Below are 19805 nucleotides of genomic sequence, written 5' to 3' on the forward strand. Positions count from 1 at the left end.
CGAATGTGGGGATGAATAGACTTTTAAATAACCTTATATAACCATCACACTGCTGTGTGATGGTTTTTTGTTTCCACATATCTTTATCTTCATAAAAAATATTTCATGCATAAACGCTCTGCACTGCTGCTTTTTTACTTTTTACTTTTCACTTTTCACTTTGGGTTTAGTCAGCAGTTCGGTGGTAATCCATCTTCTGTAAAATGGAAACAGATCAATACAGATACACTTCGTGTTATTTATCCTGAGGGACTCGATTCTGCAGCACAGCGCGTAGCAAATGTTACACATACTTTACAACACAATTACACAACAGGCATTGGTGCTAAAATAAAAAAAATAAATATCGTACTGCAGAAAGATGTTACTGTTTCAAATGCTTTTGTACAGCTCGGTCCCTACCGCAGCGAATATTATTTAATGCCACCACAGGATGCATTTGACCTTGGTGCACAAGGATGGATTGACAATCTCGCCATTCATGAATACCGCCATGTGCAGCAATACAGCAATTTCAATGTTGGATTATCAAAAGTGTTTTCTGTATTGTTTGGACAATATGGAGAAGCACTTGCAAATTCAGCAGCAGTACCAGATTGGTTCTTTGAAGGTGATGCTGTTTACAATGAAACAAAATATAGTATTCAGGGTCGTGGACGATTGCCGCTATTTCTTAACAGTTATAAAAGTTTGTATGTAGATAACAGGCATTATAGTTATATGCAAATGCGTAATGGTTCTTTGCAACATTATATTCCAGGTCATTATGAATTAGGTTATTTATTAAATGCTTATGGCAAAGAAAAATATGGAGAAGATTTCTGGCAGAAAATAACGCATGATGCCGCTTCATACAAGCCATTATTTTATCCTATGCAGGGTGCATTGAAAAAATATGCCGGTATTTCTTATGATAAGTTTGTAAAGAATGCTTTTGAATTTTATCAGCAGCAATGGCAGAAAGATAATGGGTTATCAAAACCTGAATGGATTACAGATACCAAGAAAAATGATGTAATAAATTATCAATATCCATATTCTACACAGAACGGTTCAACAATAGTTTTGAAAACTACGAGAGCAATAATTCCTGCATTTTATAAAATAGATGCAAAAGGCAACGAAACAAAAATTGCGGTGAGAGATATTGCTTATGATGATTATTTTTCTTACAACAATGGCAAAATAATTTATGCTGTACTTGAACCTGATAGCAGATGGGGTAACCGGGATTACAGCGTTATAAAAATGCTGGATATAAATACCGGTAAAGAAAAAAAGATCAGTCATCACACAAAATATTTTTCACCAGATATTTCGCATGATGGCAAAACCATTGCTGCAGTTGAGTTTTTACCTGAGCAAAAATCAAAACTTATTTTATTTACTGCAGATGGGAGTATATTACACACGACTAACGCGGAAAGCGGCCACGTATTTTCTTATCCAAAATTTTCTGCAGATGATAAGAGCATTTTTGTTATAGACCGAAATGCAAGGGGAGAGATGGCTTTACTTAAAAAAACTGTTGATGAAGATGCTCTTACTATACTTGTTCCTTACGCCAATCGGATTATCGGTTTTCCTCTGGTTAAGGGAGACACATTGTTTTATACCTGCTCCAATAATAGTCGCGACGAAATATTTGCCTACATCAATGCAATACAAAAAAATTACAGGCTTGCCTCTTATACGACAGGCTTATACCAGGCAAGCACTAATACGAATGGAGAATTAATAAGTACTGTTTTTACAAGCAATGGTTACAGGTTGGCAAAATTTCAACCTCAGTGGCAGGAAGTGAATATCGACAGCGATACACTTACGCCACAATATGTAACAAAACCATTCAGTGCAACCGACAATGATCTTTTGACAAATCTTTCTTCACGAACATTTGCAACAAAAAAATATCCTAAGCTTTATAACCCTTTCAACTTCCACAGTTGGGTTCCATCTTATAGCGATCCGGATTATTCTTTCACGGTATATGGAGAGAATGTCTTAAATACTTTACAAAGTCAGCTGTATTACACATACAATTCAAATGAAAAATATCACCAGGCAGGTTTTACTTCTGTGTTTGGCGGATGGTACATACAACCTTATATCGATATCAATAAAACATTTAACCGCAGTGGGGTTGTTAATGATTCACTAACTGTTAAATGGAATGAGGTACTTGCTTCTGGCGGGCTTCGTTTACCGCTGATACTAACCGGTGGCAAGCAATACAGAAGCCTAACACTTTCTGCATCTTACAACATCAACAGTATAGAATGGAAAAGCGACACTAAAAAATTGCTCAACGATCTTAGTTACATAAAAGCAAGTCTTAGCTATTCAGGACAAATACAAAAAGCACCCAAACAAATTTACCCGCATTGGGCGCAGTCGTTGTTGCTGCAATATCGTGCAAGTGCTACCAATGTTGTAGCACATCAGTTTCTTGCCAGTGGAAATTTGTATTTACCCGGCGTTGCAAAAACACATAGCATTGTGTTGAATGCAGCTTATCAAAGTCGCGATACTGCCCAACAATATTCCTATACCAACAGCTTTCCGTATTCGAGAGGTTATGATGCGATAAATTTTCCACGCATGTTTAAACTTGGTGCCAATTATCATTTTCCAATTGTGTATCCTGATTGGGGTTTTGCAAACATTGTTTATTTCACACGCATACGGGCAAATGTGTTTTACGATTATACAGATCTAAAAAGCTTGCGTTATCAAACGCATTACCAGCTTCGTTCCTACGGTGCAGAAATTTATTTCGATACCAAGTGGTGGAACCAGCAACCACTGCAATTCGGCATTCGTTACAGCAGGCTTATAGATCATGAGCTTGTTGGCTTGCAACCAAATCAATGGGAATTTATCTTGCCCATTACATTGATCAATTAATTTTTTTGTGAGCCCAACTGCAGTACCGGTATAATGCTTTCGTTGCGTCGCACACTTGTACAGTGAATTCACTTATCGTCATTGCGAAGCTTTACTCATAGTCTTGTGTATGGCAAAGCTGTGGCAATCTCAATAAACAGATAGCCACGTCGCACCGTCGCACAAATCTTTGCTTCGCTCCTCGCTATGACTACTTATGTTCACCAGTACAAGTATGCGACGCAACCGGTGATGCCATGAAATACTTTTGCCTGGCTCAAAAATTTTTCAACTCCGGTAAATCCAACCTTCTTCATCTGCCGTATCTGTTTGCGTTGATTACATGTAACAATTCTTAAAACAAAAAAAATAAAAGATATGCCTGTGAACAGGTACTAAAAAAATCAAACGTATGAAACTTGTAAAAATCTTCGCACTGTTTTTAGGTGCAGCAGTATTAGTAAACACTGCAAACGCGCAGGAAAAAATGACTAGTGAGAAAACTGTAAATGTAGGCGGCGCTCCAATGTATCCATCAAAAAATATTATTGAGAACGCAGTAAATTCTAAAGATCACACAACATTGGTTGCTGCAGTAAAAGCTGCCGGTCTTGTAGAGACTTTACAAAGTAAAGGGCCTTTCACTGTGTTTGCACCAACCAATGAAGCTTTCGACAAATTACCAAAGGGAACCGTTGACAACCTTGTAAAACCAGAGAATAAAGCCATACTTACAAAGATCCTTACTTACCATGTTATTGCAGGCAATTATGATGCAAAAGCAATTGCTGATCTTATTAAAGCAGGTAACGGTAAAGCAATGCTTAAAACTGTAAGTGGCGGTACGCTTACGTTCTCGATGAAAGGCTCTAAACTTATGCTTACTGATGAAAAAGGTAATATGGCTGCAGTAACTATTAAGAATGTTTATCAGAGCAATGGTGTTATTCATGTAATAGATACTGTGCTGATGCCGTCATAATCTCTTTGAAAAAACCTCTCAAAAGCATCCTGTAAAACGGATGCTTTTTTATTTTGTGAAAATGCTTCTTATGAATCTAAGTGTGAAAAAGGCATCAGGCGCTTCTGAAATTTGTTAAACCTTTAGTATAAAATTTGGTCAATAAGGCTTATTTATTTTAAACAGGCGAGGCGATTGCAATACTGCGTGTAATACATATTTCTTTTATTCGCTTCCTGCTGAATAACTTATATTGTACAAGTGTGCGACGCAAAGAACGATCAGTTGAAAATTAAAAGCCGGGTTCAAATAAATCTCAATAAACATTATGTCTTTACAGCAGTTTGAAAGAAATAAGCATTTGTTATGGCGTGCCGGGTTTGGCCCTGCTGCGGAACAAATTAGTTTGCTTAATTCAACCAATGAAGAAAAGGTATACCAACAATTAGAAAGATCTTCCGAAAATGCTGATATCTTAAAAGTTGCCGGTGCGGGTAATATAGCAGATTTGATGGATGGTAAAGAAAACGGCGACATGAGCATGCAACAAAAATTATCTGATGCAGAGCGCAGGGAGATAAGACGAAAGAGTACAGAGAATATAAAAAAGCTGAATCTTTTGTGGATAGACACAATGGTAAATAGCGAGGCACAGTTAGTTGAAAAAATGTCGTTGTTCTGGCACGGTCATTTTGCATGCAGGCTTTCAAATTATTATTACCAGCAGGCATTGATAAATGTAATACGCAAAAATGCGCTGGGTAATTTTGGGGATCTTTTAAAATCTGTGAGTACCAGCGCAGCTATGCTGCAGTTCCTGAATAATCAGCAAAATAAAAAGCAACATCCCAATGAAAATTTTGCACGTGAAGTAATGGAGTTGTTTACCATGGGTCGTGGCCATTATACGGAATCAGATGTAAAAGAAGCAGCAAGAGCCTTTACGGGATGGGGTTCCAACCTGAGGGGCGAATTTGTTTTCAGGAAAATTTTTCATGATGATGAGAGCAAAACTATTCTTGGTAGAACCGGTAATTTTTCCGGTGATGATGTGTTGAACATTTTATTGGAGGAAAAACAAACAGCTTTTTTCATCACTAATAAATTGTATAAATATTTTGTAAATAATAATGTAGATGAAGAAAGAGTATCCGCGCTTGCCAATGACTTCTATGAAAGTAATTATGATATAAAAGCATTGATGAGAAATATTTTCACATCAGATTGGTTTTACGATGAAAAGAATATTGGCGCTGTTATAAAATCTCCTGTAGCATTGCTGGTGGGTTTGCGCAGAGCATTGCCCATGGATATGCAGCTTGCCGAAATGCAATTGCTGATACAAAGAAGTTTAGGACAGGTATTATTTTATCCGCCAAATGTTGCAGGATGGCCTGGTGGTGAGAATTGGATAGACAGTTCAACATTGATGACCCGCTTACGTATTCCGCAAATGATGCAATATGACAATGTAAATATTTCTGCCAAGACAGATGATGACATACAAATGGGTATGCAAAACGAAAAGATAACGCGTTTAAAAAAAGTAAAAGACGATACAACGGGTTTTGCGGATATACACTGGGAAAAATTCACGAAACAATTTAAAAAGATATCCGATAAAGAACTGTACAACACAGTGCATAAGGTGATACTGCAAACAGCAAACAATAAAATTGATATTGGCTATGCAGGTGTTGGTTCAGGTAAACAATCAAGAGACGAATATATACAATCAATTGCCCTGGCATTGATGTGTACACCGGAATACCAGATGTGTTAAGCCGGCAAACCTCCTAAAGGGGAGTTTAAGAAGGATGCCTTCGAAGTTTCGTTACACTATATACTTTACATACTTTATATACGAATCATGTACATCAAACGCAGACAATTCTTACAAACAGGTTCGCTTGCAACAGCCTCCTTTATGCTGCCGAAATTTTTGAAAGCATTTGAAAAGAATAATGGCTTTGTTCCGCAGGGTAACAAAGTGGTGGTGGTATTACAGTTAAGTGGTGGCAATGATGGGTTGAATACAGTGATACCAGTACGTAATGATATCTATTATAGTTCAAGGCCAAAGCTTGGCATTGCCAAAGGAGAAGCATTATTGTTGAATGATGAAACAGGTATTCATCCTGCGTTAGCGGGTTTTAAATCTTTGTTTGATGATGGTAGTCTGGGAATATTAAATAATGTTGGTTATCCTAATCCTGACAGGAGTCATTTTCGCAGTATGGACATCTGGCAAAGTGCATCAAAGAGTGATGAATATGTAAACACTGGTTGGATAGGCAGATATCTCGACGCACAATGCAGTGGCTGTGCACATCCTACGCAGGCTTTGGAAATTGATGATGTATTAAGCCTTGCACTAAAAGGTGCAGAACAGAAAGCGATCGCAGTAAAAGATCCGGGCAGGTTATATAATGCAAGTCGCGAAAAGGATTATAAGAAATTGGTTGATGCGCATGATTTTCATGATCACGATGCACCGGTTAATTATCTCTATAAAATAATGGCTGAAACACTCAGCAGCGCTGATTATATTTTTGAGCAAAGCAAATTGAGACCCACAAAAGCAAGTTATCCAAAAACGGAATTGGGTAGTAACCTCAAAACAATTGCATCGCTAATTCTTTCAGACATCAACACAAAAATCTATTATGTAAGTCTCGGTAGTTTTGATACACATGTTAACCAGCAAAATACGCAACAGCGTTTGTTCAGAGAAATGAATGATGCAGTTACGAGTTTTGTGCAGGACATGAAAGACAATCACCGTTTTGATGATGTGTTGCTTTTTACATTCAGCGAGTTTGGAAGACGTGTTGCGCAAAATGCAAGTGGCGGCACTGATCATGGAACTGCTAATAATATGTTTTTAGTAAGTGGTGCACTAAATCAAAAAGGTATTATTAACGAACTTCCTGATCTTACTAATCTGCAGGATGGAGACCTGCAGCATAAAATTGATTTTAAAAATGTGTATGCCACAATTTTAAATAAATGGCTTGCAACTGATGATAAGCTTATATTGAAGCAACAATATGATTACTTAAATTTTATCTGATAATTTTATTGACCCATCGGTATATTTTCATGGCATCAACTGTTGCGTCGCACTCTTGTACATGTTGTACTTTGCTGGGCTATGAACAAAGCGTACAAGTGAGTGACACAACAAAAGCTTCCTGTTTATTCTAAAGTCTGCAAACAAAAATCATTTCAACTCATTCCATGCTTTAATAATTTCTTCTGCATGACTTTTGTTTTTTGGTCTTGCAAAGATCTTCCTGATCTTTCCTTTTTCATCTATAAGAAATGTTGTTCTTAAAACACCCATGTATTTATGACCAAACATTTGCTTGGGCGCCCACAATCCATACTTATCAATGATCTTATGATTGAGATCTGCAATAAGTGTAAATGGTAAATTGAATTTTGTTTCAAATTTTTTGTGACTTTTTGCATCATCGGGACTTACACCAATTACTTCAAAACCTTGCTGTTTCAATAAGGCATAATTATCTCTCAGGTTGCATGCCTGTATCGTACATGTTGGTGTATCATCTTCCGGATAAAAGTAGAGTACCACTTTTTTCCCTTTATAATCTGCAAGCGAAATATTATTGCCATTCTGGTCAACGCCTTTTATTGCAGGTACTTTATCGCCTTCTTTTAAAACGGGCATGTTTGTTATTATTTATAAGTGAAATAATTTTAGCTGCGCTATATTTGGGCGCTTTATAATTAATTTATAAATATGTTTGGAAAGATAAACAGTTTTGTAAAAGATATTGTTCTCGCAAGCCGTATTGCTTATCTATTTTATCCCTTCAGAAAATTTTTATTATTCCTTTCTAATCTTGCAGCGCTTACTGCATGGATACAAAAGAATAAAAAAAATGTTGAGCAAAAAGACTTTTTTGTCTGGAAAAGAAATTATACTAAAAGAATAAATGGTTTTGATTTTGTGGTCAATAAATTTCAACTGGAAAATGCGCCTGTAACCTATCTGGAATTTGGTGTGGCATCAGGTGTTTCATTTGAATGGTGGCTGAATCATGTAAAAAACGCCGACGCTGTTTTCTTTGGCTTTGATACGTTTGAAGGTTTGCCAGAAGACTGGGGTTTGTTTTTTAAGAAGGGAGCTATGGCGCATGATATGAAAGAGATTGCAGATAAAAGGCACACTTTTTTCAAAGGCATTTTCCAGGATACTTTAGTAAAAGCGATAAATGATAATAAAGCGCTGCTTGAAAAACAAAGAAGAAAGATCATTCACCTTGATGCAGATCTTTTTTCATCCACCTTGTTTGTATTGTCTCAACTATATCCTTATTTAAAACAAGGTGATGTGCTGATCTTTGACGAATTCAATGTACCCAACCATGAATTCTATGCAGTAAAACTTTTCCGTGAATGTTTCTATGTAAAACTTAAACCTATTTCTGCACTAAATAATTTTTATCAAACAATCTTTGTGGTAGAGTAAAGATTACTGCTTAATGATCTTAAAATTTTGCTTTGCAATGTTTCCCGCCTTATCTGTGACAGTAACTACTAATATATGTGTTCCAGGTTTGCAGTATTGATCAAAGCTGTAAATAAAATCATCATTTTTTTCAGCAAATAGCAACCATTGTCCATCTAGCGTTGCAGTAAATTTTTCTACTTCATCAAGCTCATCTGTACAGCGCAACCGCAATGTTTTTTGAGTAGTGAATTTGGTGCCATTTACCCAGCCAATTGGTTTAATTACCGGTGTAATTGTATCAAGCAATAATTGCACGAAGCCAAGGCGATTGAATTTTGCTGTCATCCAATCTCCGTTCCATTCACCTTTGGTAACTTCCTTATGCTTATTACTGATCAGTTGCATTACTACTTTATCTTTTAAAGACGCAGTGAGAAATTTGGTAATTTTCAATTGCACGGTAAAACTATCCTGCACCGGAACTGTATAATTGTGCAATGCAACCATTGGGGATACAGCCTTAGGCGAGGGTGAAGTATTTTCTGCTAACTGAAACGGGACGGCATCATAAAAAGCGGTGGAACTAAAATATGCTTTTACATTTTTACCGATCACGCTGTCGGCACGGCCCGGTACAAAAGGTTTTGCGTTGACAGGATAAGTAATGTTTTGTTGTAACGCCCTGTTATATTGCAACAAAAAATTTATACTTGTTGTGTTATCATGCACATCTTTTAATACAATACGCATTTTATGTATAGCAGTATCGCTAAGGATTATTATGCCGCTGCCACCAGCCTCGGAAAATACTTTTAATAAATTGCCGGGCAGTATAGAAAGATGTTGTATAAAACTTTTTGTTTTTACATATACACTATAATCTGTGCAAGCATTAATATACCGAGAATCAGGATATGAAAAGTCATTTAACTGAAAAGCATTCAGCAACGAATCATCCATCCACAACTCTGCCTGGTAAATGCCAAAACGAAAAGAAGAATTCATGCGTCTATCCAATGTCTTCACAGCAAGACTTACTAATGGAGAGCCTACCTGCACCACTTTTAGTGCAGTTGTATAATCACTGCCACTTGCTTTTACGGCAATAGATTTTGCAGGTGATTGATAGGTGCTGTATCTTCTGTCGTACCAGTACAAACCATTCACGGTTGGCTTTAAATTATCGGGAATATTATAACCGAATAATTCAGGGTTAAGGTTGTTCTCTGTTTTTGTATCGCGTATCTCATAATGCAAATGCGGCCCGCCCGAACCACCGGTATTGCCACTTAATGCAATGAATTGCCCTTTAGTTACAGGGAACTGTTCCGGCAAAAAAGCAATGTCCTGTTCCCATTGTTCATCATTGTATTGTTTTGCTTTTACAGCATCTTCCAGTGTTTTATAAAACGAATTCAGGTGCGCATATAAAGTGGTATAGCCATTAGGGTGCGTTATATAGATCGCTTTTCCATAACCCCACTTTTCAATTTTCACACGACTTACATAGCCATCCGCAGTAGCATATACATTTAAGTTCTCTCTGGCTTTCGTTCTTATATCAAGACCCATATGAAAGTGGTTGCTGCGCAGGTCACCAAAGTTTGCAGAAAGGTCTAACGGAATGTCAAGCGGGCTGCGAAAATAATTTTGCGGATAAAGACTTTTTATCTGCGCCGATGTATCAACCGAAAACAATAAATCGAAAAATAAAACAACACATACAAATCTTCCCATGCGTCAAAAATAAGCCCGCTGGTTAAATAATGGTGGCGTATGAATTCTTAATTTTTTTTTGTTACCGGCTTTTGTATTTTATAGCAACACCTGTTGTGTCACTCACTTGTACGTTCTGAACTATCGGGAGCAAGCCTCTATATCCGGGCTGTGGGGTTCGAGCAAAACATAAATACCTCAAAGCTCGCGGCTATTAGCTCATAGCTGCTTAACAAGTACAAGAGTGCGACGCAACGGCAGCCCCATCTTTGTAACAGCACCATGGCTCATAAAAACCTGGTTATCCACAGAACTTCTCATACTAACTGATGTTATTAAAATTTAACTCCGTAAAAAACTTTAAACGCCCTTACATTTGCGCAATTTATCTATACCATGCCAAAAGACAATTCGATTAAAAGTGTGCTGATAGTAGGTTCAGGGCCCATTATTATTGGTCAGGCCTGCGAGTTTGATTATTCGGGATCCCAGGCGGCAAGAAGTCTGCGTGAGGAGGGAATTGAAGTGATACTTATAAACAGTAACCCCGCCACCATTATGACTGACCCGATGATGGCCGACAAAGTATACTTGTTGCCGCTTACCGTGGAAAGTATTGAGGAGATCTTAAAAGAAAATAATATCGATGCAGTATTGCCTACTATGGGCGGTCAAACTGCTTTGAACCTTTGCAAAGAAGCGGAAGAACTGGGCATTTGGGAGCAATACAATGTGCGGATGATCGGGGTAGATGTGGCTGCCATTGATACAGCGGAGGACAGGGAAAAGTTCCGCCAGCTGATGATGAGGATCGGGATAAAAGTGGCACCAAGCAGGGTTGCCAACAGTTCTTTGGAAGGAAAAGAATTTGCACAGGAGATTGGTTTCCCACTGGTAATTCGTCCTTCATTTACGCTTGGCGGTACCGGCGGTGGTTTTGTACATGACAAATCAGAACTCGATGAAGCTTTGCAGCGTGGCTTGCAGGCATCACCAATACATGAAGTACTGGTAGAAAAAGCTGTGCTGGGCTGGAAAGAATACGAACTGGAATTATTGCGTGATAAGAATGATAATGTCGTGATCATTTGTACGGTCGAAAATCTTGACCCGATGGGTATTCATACCGGTGATTCTATAACGGTAGCACCTGCAATGACGTTGAGCGACACAGCCTTCCAGGACATGCGTAACCAGGCTATGCTGATGATGCGCTCGTTAGGCAATTTTGCAGGTGGCTGTAATGTGCAGTTTGCGTTGAATCCCGAAACAGAAGAACTGATTGCCGTGGAAATTAACCCACGTGTAAGCCGTTCCTCCGCGTTGGCAAGTAAGGCTACCGGTTACCCTATTGCAAAGATCGCAGCTAAATTGGCAATTGGTTATTCACTGGACGAATTGAAGAACCAGATAACCGGCACAACTTCGGCATATTTTGAACCGGCGCTCGATTATGTGATCGTCAAAATTCCACGCTGGAATTTTGACAAATTTAAAGGCGCCAATGATACCTTAGGTCTTCAAATGAAAAGCGTGGGTGAAGTAATGGCTATCGGCAGAAGCTTTACAGAAGCTATTCAAAAGGCCTGTCAGAGCCTGGAAAATGAAGCGGTTGGTCTTGGTTATTATGGCAAGAGCCTTATGAAAAGCGATGACCTGATCGAATATATAAAAGTGCCGAAGTGGGACAGAATCTTCCGTATAAAAGATGCACTGATGCAGGGTGTTACAGTTAAAAGCATCGTGAAGGCAACAGGTATTGACCGTTGGTTTATTTACCAGATTCAGGAGATTTGCCGTATTGAAAAAGAATTGGCCAATCATTCGTTGGAAAGCTTAACAGCAGATCTTTTGAAAGAAGCCAAACAAAACGGTTTTGGAGACGAGCAGATTGCCCGTATTCTCCACAGCAATACAACCGAAGAGCAGATTTACGAGAAAAGAAAGTCGCTTGGAATAATCCGTGTTTACAAAATGGTAGATACCTGCAGTGCAGAGTTTGAGGCTAAAACCCCATATTTCTATAGCACTTTTGAATAACATGTTTTCTTACAACAGAGAAACCCATTGCATCGAAATGGGTTTCTGTTAAATCCTACCCTACATTTTAATTGAAGGAAATAAAACTTATGATCTGTTCAAGATATAATTGATCGGTTTCATCAAACTGATTAAAAAGTTCGCTATCAACATCCAGTACAGCTACCACTTCATTATTTAATAACACAGGTACAACAATTTCAGATTTCGAAAGACTGCTGCAGGCAATATGCCCCGGAAATTTTTCAACATCCGGAACAATCAATGTCTTAGCTTTGGCCCAGCTTGTACCGCATACCCCACGCCCTTTACGAATACGTGTGCAGGCAACCGGTCCCTGGAACGGCCCTAAAACCAGTTCATCTTTTTTTACCAAATAAAACCCTACCCACAACCAGCCGAATTGTTCTTTTAGCGCTGCTGCTATATTTGCAAGATTAGCTATAAGGTCTGTTTCGCCCTTCAGTAATCCATTTATCTGCGGTATCAACGTCTCATACTGTTCTTTCTTTGTTCCTGTTATAATGTTTAGATCTTCGGCCATAAAAAAATTTATAGGGGCAAAGTTAGGAATGATTTTTTGGTAGTCAGCACCAGTGCAAAAATGGAGCTTTCGTTGCGTCGCACACTGGATCGTTCTGATTAGTGATCAACAGAAAGTTCAAGAGTGCGACGCAACGCAAGATTAAAAATGTACTGCTGCCAGGGACAAAAACCTTAATATGCTGTATTAACATTGTTTTCTGTGGGTAAAAATACCGGGGTGCATACAATTATTTGTTGCTTTAAGCGTATTAGTTAGGTGCGTGATAATACATAGACGACGCAGATCATTAACGGGCTATTAATTTTTATTTAATTGTAACCAAAGGGGTTTGCTGCGTTTGATATATATTTTTGCATTACCTGCGATGCAGGCTTTATCCAATATCTAATATCCAAATTCTGGTTTATGAAAAACCGCGTGGTATGCCTCTGTGCAATCATACTCACCTTAATGTCGGTGCCTGTATTTTCGCAGGTAACTGATCTTTCAAAAACCAAATATGGGATTTGGCAAACATATGGAGACCCTGTTTCCTCTACCATTAATCCTGAAATACGTGGACGCTTATGCAATTTCAAATGGGCAAAACTTGAAATTGCTCCTGATAAATGGGATTGGAAGGAATTTGATTATAATCTTGCCTTAAGAGCTGCTGATAGTTTACCCCTGATATTTATGGTATTTACGGAAGAGGATGCGCCGGAATGGCTATACAGTAATGGCGTACCAAAAGTTGCAGAAAAAGATAACAGGGGGAATGTAATTGCTTATTGTCCTTTTTATGAAGATCCTAACTACAAATTTTATTTTAAGCGCATGATCCAAAGGGTGCGTGAACATGTAGAAACATTGCCGTCCAACGTTCGGAATCAGGTACTGGCTGTGCAGGCATGTTTTGGCAGCACCGGAGATTATATCAGTTATAAAGGAGATGTTGACAGACAATACAGGATAACAAATGCTGGTTTTTATGCGCTTTTCCAGGAATTCAGTCAGGCTTATTACGATGAATACAGGAATACCAATCCTAAAATATATGTATTAAGTAACCCCAAAAATAATGGCCCTGATCAGGCGCTTTGGCTTTTAAGTAATTGTCCCGGCGGATGGTTAAAAGCAGGGTCTATTGGAAAAGGGTACCAGTTAAATGATGAAGGATCTAAAGCTGAATGGCTGTATCCGATATTGAATCAGCAAATTGCAGGTGAATATATCAGAGCACGCTCAGAGATAACAGGTGGTGCTACAAAATCTGCATGGTGGACAAAGGCACCAGCAATGAACATGTTTGCTTTAATGTGTTATGATATATATTGGGGACTTGACTGGAATAACCAGGGATATGAGCAGATTGGGAATAAAGTATACGATTCTGCCTATGGTTTTTTTAATAAATATGCAGGAGAAAAAGATCCGTCAAAAAGTGCTCATGCATTGTGTGCTTTACGAGATGGTCTTGATGCTTCTGACGCGGTAAGATTTCCTGAAAATTTATATGGGAAGGCTGTAAGGGGAAACCCCAACCGATATACAAAAATCGCGAATGAATTTGCTTCACATGGTGCAAAACTTGAGGATGTGCACAGTGCTATGAATGACGAAATAAGTAATCTTGGCGCCAAAGGTATTAATGATGTTGGCTGGGATATTTTTCCAGGTAATTATGAAAGGTATCTTCACCAGATAAAGGCCAATGAAACAAGCGTAGGATATTGGAATGTTCAGTCTGCTAATAAGAATGATATGTATGGCAGGTTTGCCAGAGGATTTGATTTAGCAAAAGGGAAAAATGCTTTATACTTTAATGTTGAAGATGCATTTTTTAATGATGTCCCACTTGATAGCAAACAACCGGTGGTTATTGAAATAATATATTTTGATAATTCTTACGGTAGCTGGGAGTTATTTTATGATGGTGCAGTAAATACCGATCAATCGTCTATACAGGTAACAGGAACCAATACCAATTCATGGAAAAGAGCGTCTGTAACCATTAATGATGCTTATTTTGGAAATAGAGCAAAAAATGGTGCAGATTTTTATATTAAAAGTACCGGAACGGAGGATGTTATTTTTTCCACTGTAGAATTAAAGAGACCGAATGTTGGTGAGGTAGCTGGTTTTTCAGCCTCCTCGCTTAAACCTTTTTCGCCAATGTGCATACAGGGATCTGCTTACCAAACACTTTATGTTAGCGGTAGTTTCCTGCCTCAGGGAAATACCATAATTGGTCCTCTGAATGGGTTTGCCTTTTCAATTGATAGTGGTAAAACTTATCCTGATTCTGTAATTATAAAAGATCGGGGGGCAGTATTTAGTGAAAAAGTTTTTGTAAAGTTTAAGCCTATCAAGGAAGGTGTTTATAATGGAAATATTCCGGTTCGTGGAGACAATGTTCCCACCTATAATGTTTTGGTAGAGGCTACATCAGTAAACAGTAGTCCTACATTACAACCAGTTGTAAAATCAATAAGTTGCTTTGGTACTAAAGATGGAGCCATTGACCTTGTAAGTAGTGGCGGCGAAGGACCGTTTACCTATAACTGGTCAGGAACTTCTAATTTCAAAGCCACTACTAAGGACGTAAGTGGATTAGCTGCGGGAACGTATACTGTATCGGTAAATTCCCTTGGTGGTTGTCTTACAAAAACAACTGTACAGATAACAAGCCCAACTGCATTGCAGGTTACAGCAGAAGCTTCTCAAATTTCGGTAGATCAAAATACTACTATGGTTACTGTATCAGCAACTGGAGGCACCTCCCCTTACTTAGGGGTGGGTAGTTTTTCTGCGGGAGAAGGTACATATACTTATACCGTTACAGATGCCAACGGCTGCAATTCGAATACTGTACTTACTGTTACAAAATCTAAAAGCTCCCTCAAAGCTTTTGCTTCTTCACAAAATATCAGTTGTCATGGTGGTTTTACAACAGTGTCAGTTACTGCAACAGGAGGAACTGAACCTTATTCGGGTACAGGTAATTTTATAGTTGCTGCAGGTACTTATACTTATACTGTAACGGATGCTGATGGTACTAATAGTTCTATAACCATAACTGTAAACGAGCCTCCAGCATTTAGCGCTATTGTGACCACTGAAAAAATAATGTGTAACGGCGGGACTACTAATATAGATGTATCTGGAACCGGAGGAGTTACTCCGTATTCAGGTATTGGTAACTTTACCGTTAATGCGGGCATTTACACTTACACTTTAACAGATGGAAATGGATGTACTGCGGTAAAGACGATTAATATTATTGAGCCGGCTCAAAAATTAAATGTCAGTCTGTCCGCCGATCCTATTCTTTGTAATAGCAGCACAACAAATATTGTTGTATCTGCATCAGGCGGTACTGCCCCTTATATTGGCACGGGCAATTTTACAGCTCTGGCAGGCAGTTATAGTTTTACGGTTACTGATGCCAATGGCTGCTCTGCAACACAAGCAATTAATCTGTCAGAGCCTTCAGCATTAGAAGTATTTGTGAAAGCTGAACCTATTAGCAATGATCAAAAGGCAACAACTGTAACCGTAACGGCTAATGGAGGAATCACTCCATACACAGGTACAGGTAATTTTACTGCAACAGAAGGTCAGCATAGTTATACAGTTACTGATGCCAACGGTTGCCAGGCAAGTAATTCCATTATGATAGCCAACACTCAAATAGCTCAGTTGGCTGCAACAGCAACACAGGGATCAATTTTATGTAACGGCGGTACTGCTACCGTAAAAGTAAATGCAACCGGTGGCTTGGCTCCTTATACAGGTACGGGTATATATACCGTTACTGCGGGCACCTATACCTATACAGTTAAAGATGCACTTGGGAATATTTGCAATGCAAATATTACAGTTGCGGAACCTGCCCCGCTAAACGTGAGTATTTCAAGCAATGCGGACGATGGTGCTTGCAAAGGATTGTCTAGTGCTATAACTGTAAATGTAACGGGCGGTACAACTCCTTACCAATACAACTTGAATGCAGGTAATTACCAGCTCAGTAATGAATTTAATAATCTTGCTGATGGATCCTATACAGTTATCGTAAAAGATAGTAATGGATGCATTAGTTCTGTTCCGACAGTTGTAACAAAGAGTGCTCCAATGAAAGCATGGTTTAGTGAAGTAACTGATGTAAGTGCTTGTGGATTTGCTGATGGTTCAGGGACAGTAATTAATCAAGGCGGTATTGGACCTTTTGAATACAGTATTAACAACGAAGATTTCCAAAGTGGAAATGTGTTTACCAAATTACCGGAAAACGAATATACGGTGGTAGTAAAAGATAGTCGGGGATGCGAAACTTCTGCGTCAACAAATATTAGAAGAAATAGCCAACTCGCTTTAGAGGTAAGCAGCCTGATACCCGTAAGTAGCTGTAAGAATAGCAATGGCGAAATAAAAGTAATGGCTTCAGGTGGAGGCGGTGCTTATCAATTCTGTGTAAATGGCCAACCTTTTAAAGGCAGTAGCACATTTACAGATTTAAGTGTAGGGCAATACACTATTACAGTAAAAGATTGGCGTGGTTGTACAAAATCCATAAATGTGGATATGACAAAATTGCCACCATTGGTTGCACAGGTTCAAAGCATCACTAATGCGGGTGCATGCGAAAACGATGGCGCAATTACACTTGGGTTTAGCGGTGGATCAGGCCCTTACCTGTTTTGTATTAACGGCGGCGTTTCTCAATCCTCAAATGTATTCAATAACCTCCCTGCAGGAATTTATACAGTGCAGGTAAGAGACAGCAGAAATTGCATTGCATCTGCAATTGCAACAATTGGTAAAGCATCAGAAATGCATCTTAAAGCTGATACAACTGCAATAAGTTGTAAAGGTGGTTCAGATGGAACGATTACCATAACAACAATCGGTGGCGTTGCACCTTACCAATACAGCATTGATGGCAAGCCATTCATAACAAGAAATATATTCGGAAACGTAAAAGCAGGTATTCATACTATTACAGTAACAGATAGTAAAGCTTGCATAGCTACGATTGATGTAAAAATGATGCCTGGAACAGAAGATTGTAGTAATTCAGGACCGGATTTGTCAATCGTATTCAATCCAAACGACAGCTTGTTCAAAGCAATGATATTGCCTAACCCATCACCATCTGCTTTTACACTTATTACAAATGGAAATAGCACGGAAAGGATAGATATTCTCGTTGTTGACATGACTGGAAAAGTAGTATACAAAACGAGTGGAAGTGCCAGCCAGCAATATCGTTTCGGTAGTGATTTTGCTTCGGGTATGTATATTGTTCGTATACTAAAAGGTGTGCATATTGAAAACATTAAGATCATTAAAACTACTAGCCAATAACCCTACATAAAAACAAAGAAAAAATAGAGCCGCCTTTTAAGGTGGCTTTTTTATTTATGCCAATATCACTTTTTGTTGTCGAGCGACAGTGATAAAATTTAGCTTTCGTTGCGTCGCACTCTTGTACTTAAGAAAGAATTGCAGCAATTAATAAGTATAAAAAGTTATTGCCTACAATTCGTAGCTGAATGTTGCTATGAACGTACAAGTGAGTGACACAACTGCAGATGACACACTTGGCAACAGCAGGTAACATAATTTTTTGCACTGCATTTTTTGTACGCCCTCATTTTTAGCTTATCAGTTATTTTTTACAAAATATGTCGGCCCAGGAAGATAAATGTGTGCTTAACTGTTGTATTACATTATTTTTTCGTTGCATGGATACGGAAGATGTAAGTATTTTCCTCTTATCTGTTTTGGAAAGCTTGGGCATTTTACTAAATCCCTCTTTGCATTCAATATTATATAACTGAAAGAGCGATATAAAATTCAGTAGCAATTTTTAAATTTAAATGAGTATTATTTTGTTTGCGGTGAATTGTTTTCATAGGATTAGCTTATATATTTAAACATACTTCTTAAAGTAATACTAAAAAGCATTTTCAGTATTGGGCATCAGAAACATTTGTAGAATTATTTAGGAGTTCGATTAAATTTTTTTTACATGCTTCATAATCCGGGTGAGTCTGTTTAACGCCAGACTTAATAATAATAAAAATGATGATGAACTGAATGGCGGCTATTGCGATCATGCACATCATAACTTTCTCACTGATGTTTTCCATTTTCATAAGTTTTTGAGAACGCAAAATTAATTGTATAAACTATTGCATCAATGTGGAAAATCACATATGAAGTGGTGAAAAATCACAATGCCGTTTTATTTTGGAAGCCTTTTACACAGTCAGTTTTTTGTGGGGCTTTTATTAAGTATGGACGGCAGATAAAATTTATAAACAGTAATTGGATTATAAAGTGAGTAATTAAGTGAGCAACCAAATTCCCATAAGTGTTATTATTTTAAGGTTTCTTTGTAATTTTTGCACCAAACAAATAAAAGCTCCTTTTCAGGAGCTTTTATTTGTATAAATATTTATTACCACATTATCCAATCATAATCGTCAGCATTTTTTTTGCTCTTGTTTTTGAACCATGCTAATGTAGTTATGACTGCGGTTGCTAAAAGTATAATGCCAATAGTTTCTTTAAATTTGATATTCATTTCTAAGATTTTTTAAATTCTAATAAATTCCTACAATTATTTTTCGCCCCATAAAGTTACTTCTGCTTTTTCAAAATTGAAGCCCGGTATTGTTTTATAAACAAAAGCAACTCTTTTTATTCGTCTTGAATTACCTTTCAAATCAATTACCCTGCTTTCACCTCCACGTTCTATAATGGATCTTACCTGTATGTCTTGATGTTCTTCATTTTCAAAAATTACATCCATGTCCAGTATTTCAATTTTAGCATCCTTTACTTTGAACTTAAGTTTTCGGAATGCATCGGCTCCTGTTACCACTACTACATCTCTGTCCGTCTTAAAACCAACAGTTGCGGTTCCGATATGCTGCCATGTCCCTTTTTCTGCCGGCTCTATTTCTTTTTCTTTTTGCGCTGTGGCATACCCAACTGAAGAACAAATAATCAGGAGTGCGAAGAGTAATCTGAAAAATCGTGTTTTCATAATAAATGTTTTAAATTTTATGATCAATTCTGTAAAGCCAAATATCATTCCGGATTTTGCTGGAATCTGGATGCTGTATTAAGAATGAGAAGTAAATACCAATATGTTAAACGAACGGTTGTTGAATGTAGTGTTTAGT

13 protein-coding genes are annotated in these 19805 nt (G+C 38.0%); 7 read left to right on the top strand and 6 right to left on the bottom strand.

Annotated elements, in window-relative coordinates; translation table 11 throughout:
* The first annotated feature begins 105 nt into the window (after positions 1-105).
* From FRZ67_RS14495 to FRZ67_RS14510, 4 genes are all read left to right on the top strand, one after another.
* Positions 106-2907: a TolB-like translocation protein gene (locus FRZ67_RS14495; RefSeq protein WP_147190477.1), complete on the top strand. Its 2802-nt coding sequence runs from the start codon at positions 106-108 to the stop codon at positions 2905-2907.
* Positions 2908-3298: 391 nt separating this feature from the next.
* Positions 3299-3868 carry a fasciclin domain-containing protein gene (locus tag FRZ67_RS14500; RefSeq protein WP_147190478.1) on the top strand — a complete coding sequence of 190 codons (570 nt, stop codon included), beginning with the start codon at positions 3299-3301 and terminating at the stop codon, positions 3866-3868.
* Between the two features lie 307 nt (positions 3869-4175).
* Positions 4176-5630, top strand: a complete 1455-nt coding sequence (locus tag FRZ67_RS14505) for a DUF1800 domain-containing protein (RefSeq protein ID WP_147190480.1) — start codon at positions 4176-4178, stop codon at positions 5628-5630.
* An 87-nt stretch (positions 5631-5717) separates the two neighbouring features.
* Positions 5718-6920, top strand: coding sequence for a DUF1501 domain-containing protein (locus FRZ67_RS14510; RefSeq protein WP_147190483.1), 1203 nt, complete (start codon positions 5718-5720; stop codon positions 6918-6920).
* Positions 6921-7070: 150 nt separating this feature from the next.
* Here FRZ67_RS14510 and bcp read toward each other — a convergent pair whose 3' ends face one another.
* Positions 7071-7541: a thioredoxin-dependent thiol peroxidase gene (gene bcp, locus FRZ67_RS14515; RefSeq protein WP_147190486.1), complete on the bottom strand. Its 471-nt coding sequence runs from the start codon at positions 7539-7541 to the stop codon at positions 7071-7073.
* A 72-nt stretch (positions 7542-7613) separates the two neighbouring features.
* Here bcp and FRZ67_RS14520 point away from each other — a divergent pair, with 72 nt between their 5' ends.
* On the top strand, positions 7614-8345 hold the full coding sequence (locus tag FRZ67_RS14520) for a class I SAM-dependent methyltransferase (RefSeq protein WP_147190488.1): 732 nt from the start codon (positions 7614-7616) through the stop codon (positions 8343-8345).
* A gap of 3 nt (positions 8346-8348) precedes the next feature.
* Here the strand turns inward: FRZ67_RS14520 and FRZ67_RS14525 are convergent, their stop codons facing one another.
* Positions 8349-10064: a M23 family metallopeptidase gene (locus FRZ67_RS14525; RefSeq protein ID WP_147190490.1), complete on the bottom strand. Its 1716-nt coding sequence runs from the start codon at positions 10062-10064 to the stop codon at positions 8349-8351.
* A gap of 375 nt (positions 10065-10439) precedes the next feature.
* Here FRZ67_RS14525 and carB point away from each other — a divergent pair, with 375 nt between their 5' ends.
* The gene (carB, locus tag FRZ67_RS14530) at positions 10440-12083 is read left to right on the top strand and encodes a carbamoyl-phosphate synthase large subunit (RefSeq protein ID WP_147190492.1); all 1644 of its coding nucleotides are present in this window, start codon (positions 10440-10442) and stop codon (positions 12081-12083) included.
* A gap of 67 nt (positions 12084-12150) precedes the next feature.
* Here the strand turns inward: carB and msrC are convergent, their stop codons facing one another.
* Positions 12151-12627: a free L-methionine (R)-S-oxide reductase MsrC gene (gene msrC / locus FRZ67_RS14535; RefSeq protein ID WP_147190494.1), complete on the bottom strand. Its 477-nt coding sequence runs from the start codon at positions 12625-12627 to the stop codon at positions 12151-12153.
* 408 nt (positions 12628-13035) lie between these two features.
* On the opposite strand from msrC, the gene FRZ67_RS14540 reads away from it, so the two are divergent.
* Positions 13036-17976, top strand: a complete 4941-nt coding sequence (locus FRZ67_RS14540) for a T9SS type A sorting domain-containing protein (RefSeq protein ID WP_147190496.1) — start codon at positions 13036-13038, stop codon at positions 17974-17976.
* A 605-nt stretch (positions 17977-18581) separates the two neighbouring features.
* On the opposite strand, the gene FRZ67_RS14545 is transcribed toward FRZ67_RS14540, so the two are convergent.
* The 3 genes from FRZ67_RS14545 to FRZ67_RS14550 form a co-directional block, all read right to left on the bottom strand.
* Complete coding sequence (locus FRZ67_RS14545) at positions 18582-18764, bottom strand: hypothetical protein (RefSeq protein ID WP_147190498.1); 183 nt, start codon at positions 18762-18764, stop codon at positions 18582-18584.
* Between the two features lie 311 nt (positions 18765-19075).
* Complete coding sequence (locus tag FRZ67_RS23780) at positions 19076-19201, bottom strand: hypothetical protein (protein ID WP_262713643.1); 126 nt, start codon at positions 19199-19201, stop codon at positions 19076-19078.
* Between the two features lie 36 nt (positions 19202-19237).
* On the bottom strand, positions 19238-19666 hold the full coding sequence (locus tag FRZ67_RS14550; protein WP_147190500.1) for a DUF2541 family protein: 429 nt from the start codon (positions 19664-19666) through the stop codon (positions 19238-19240).
* Positions 19667-19805 lie beyond the last annotated feature (139 nt).

This window comes from Panacibacter ginsenosidivorans, assembly GCF_007971225.1.
Lineage (GTDB): Bacteria > Bacteroidota > Bacteroidia > Chitinophagales > Chitinophagaceae > Panacibacter > Panacibacter ginsenosidivorans.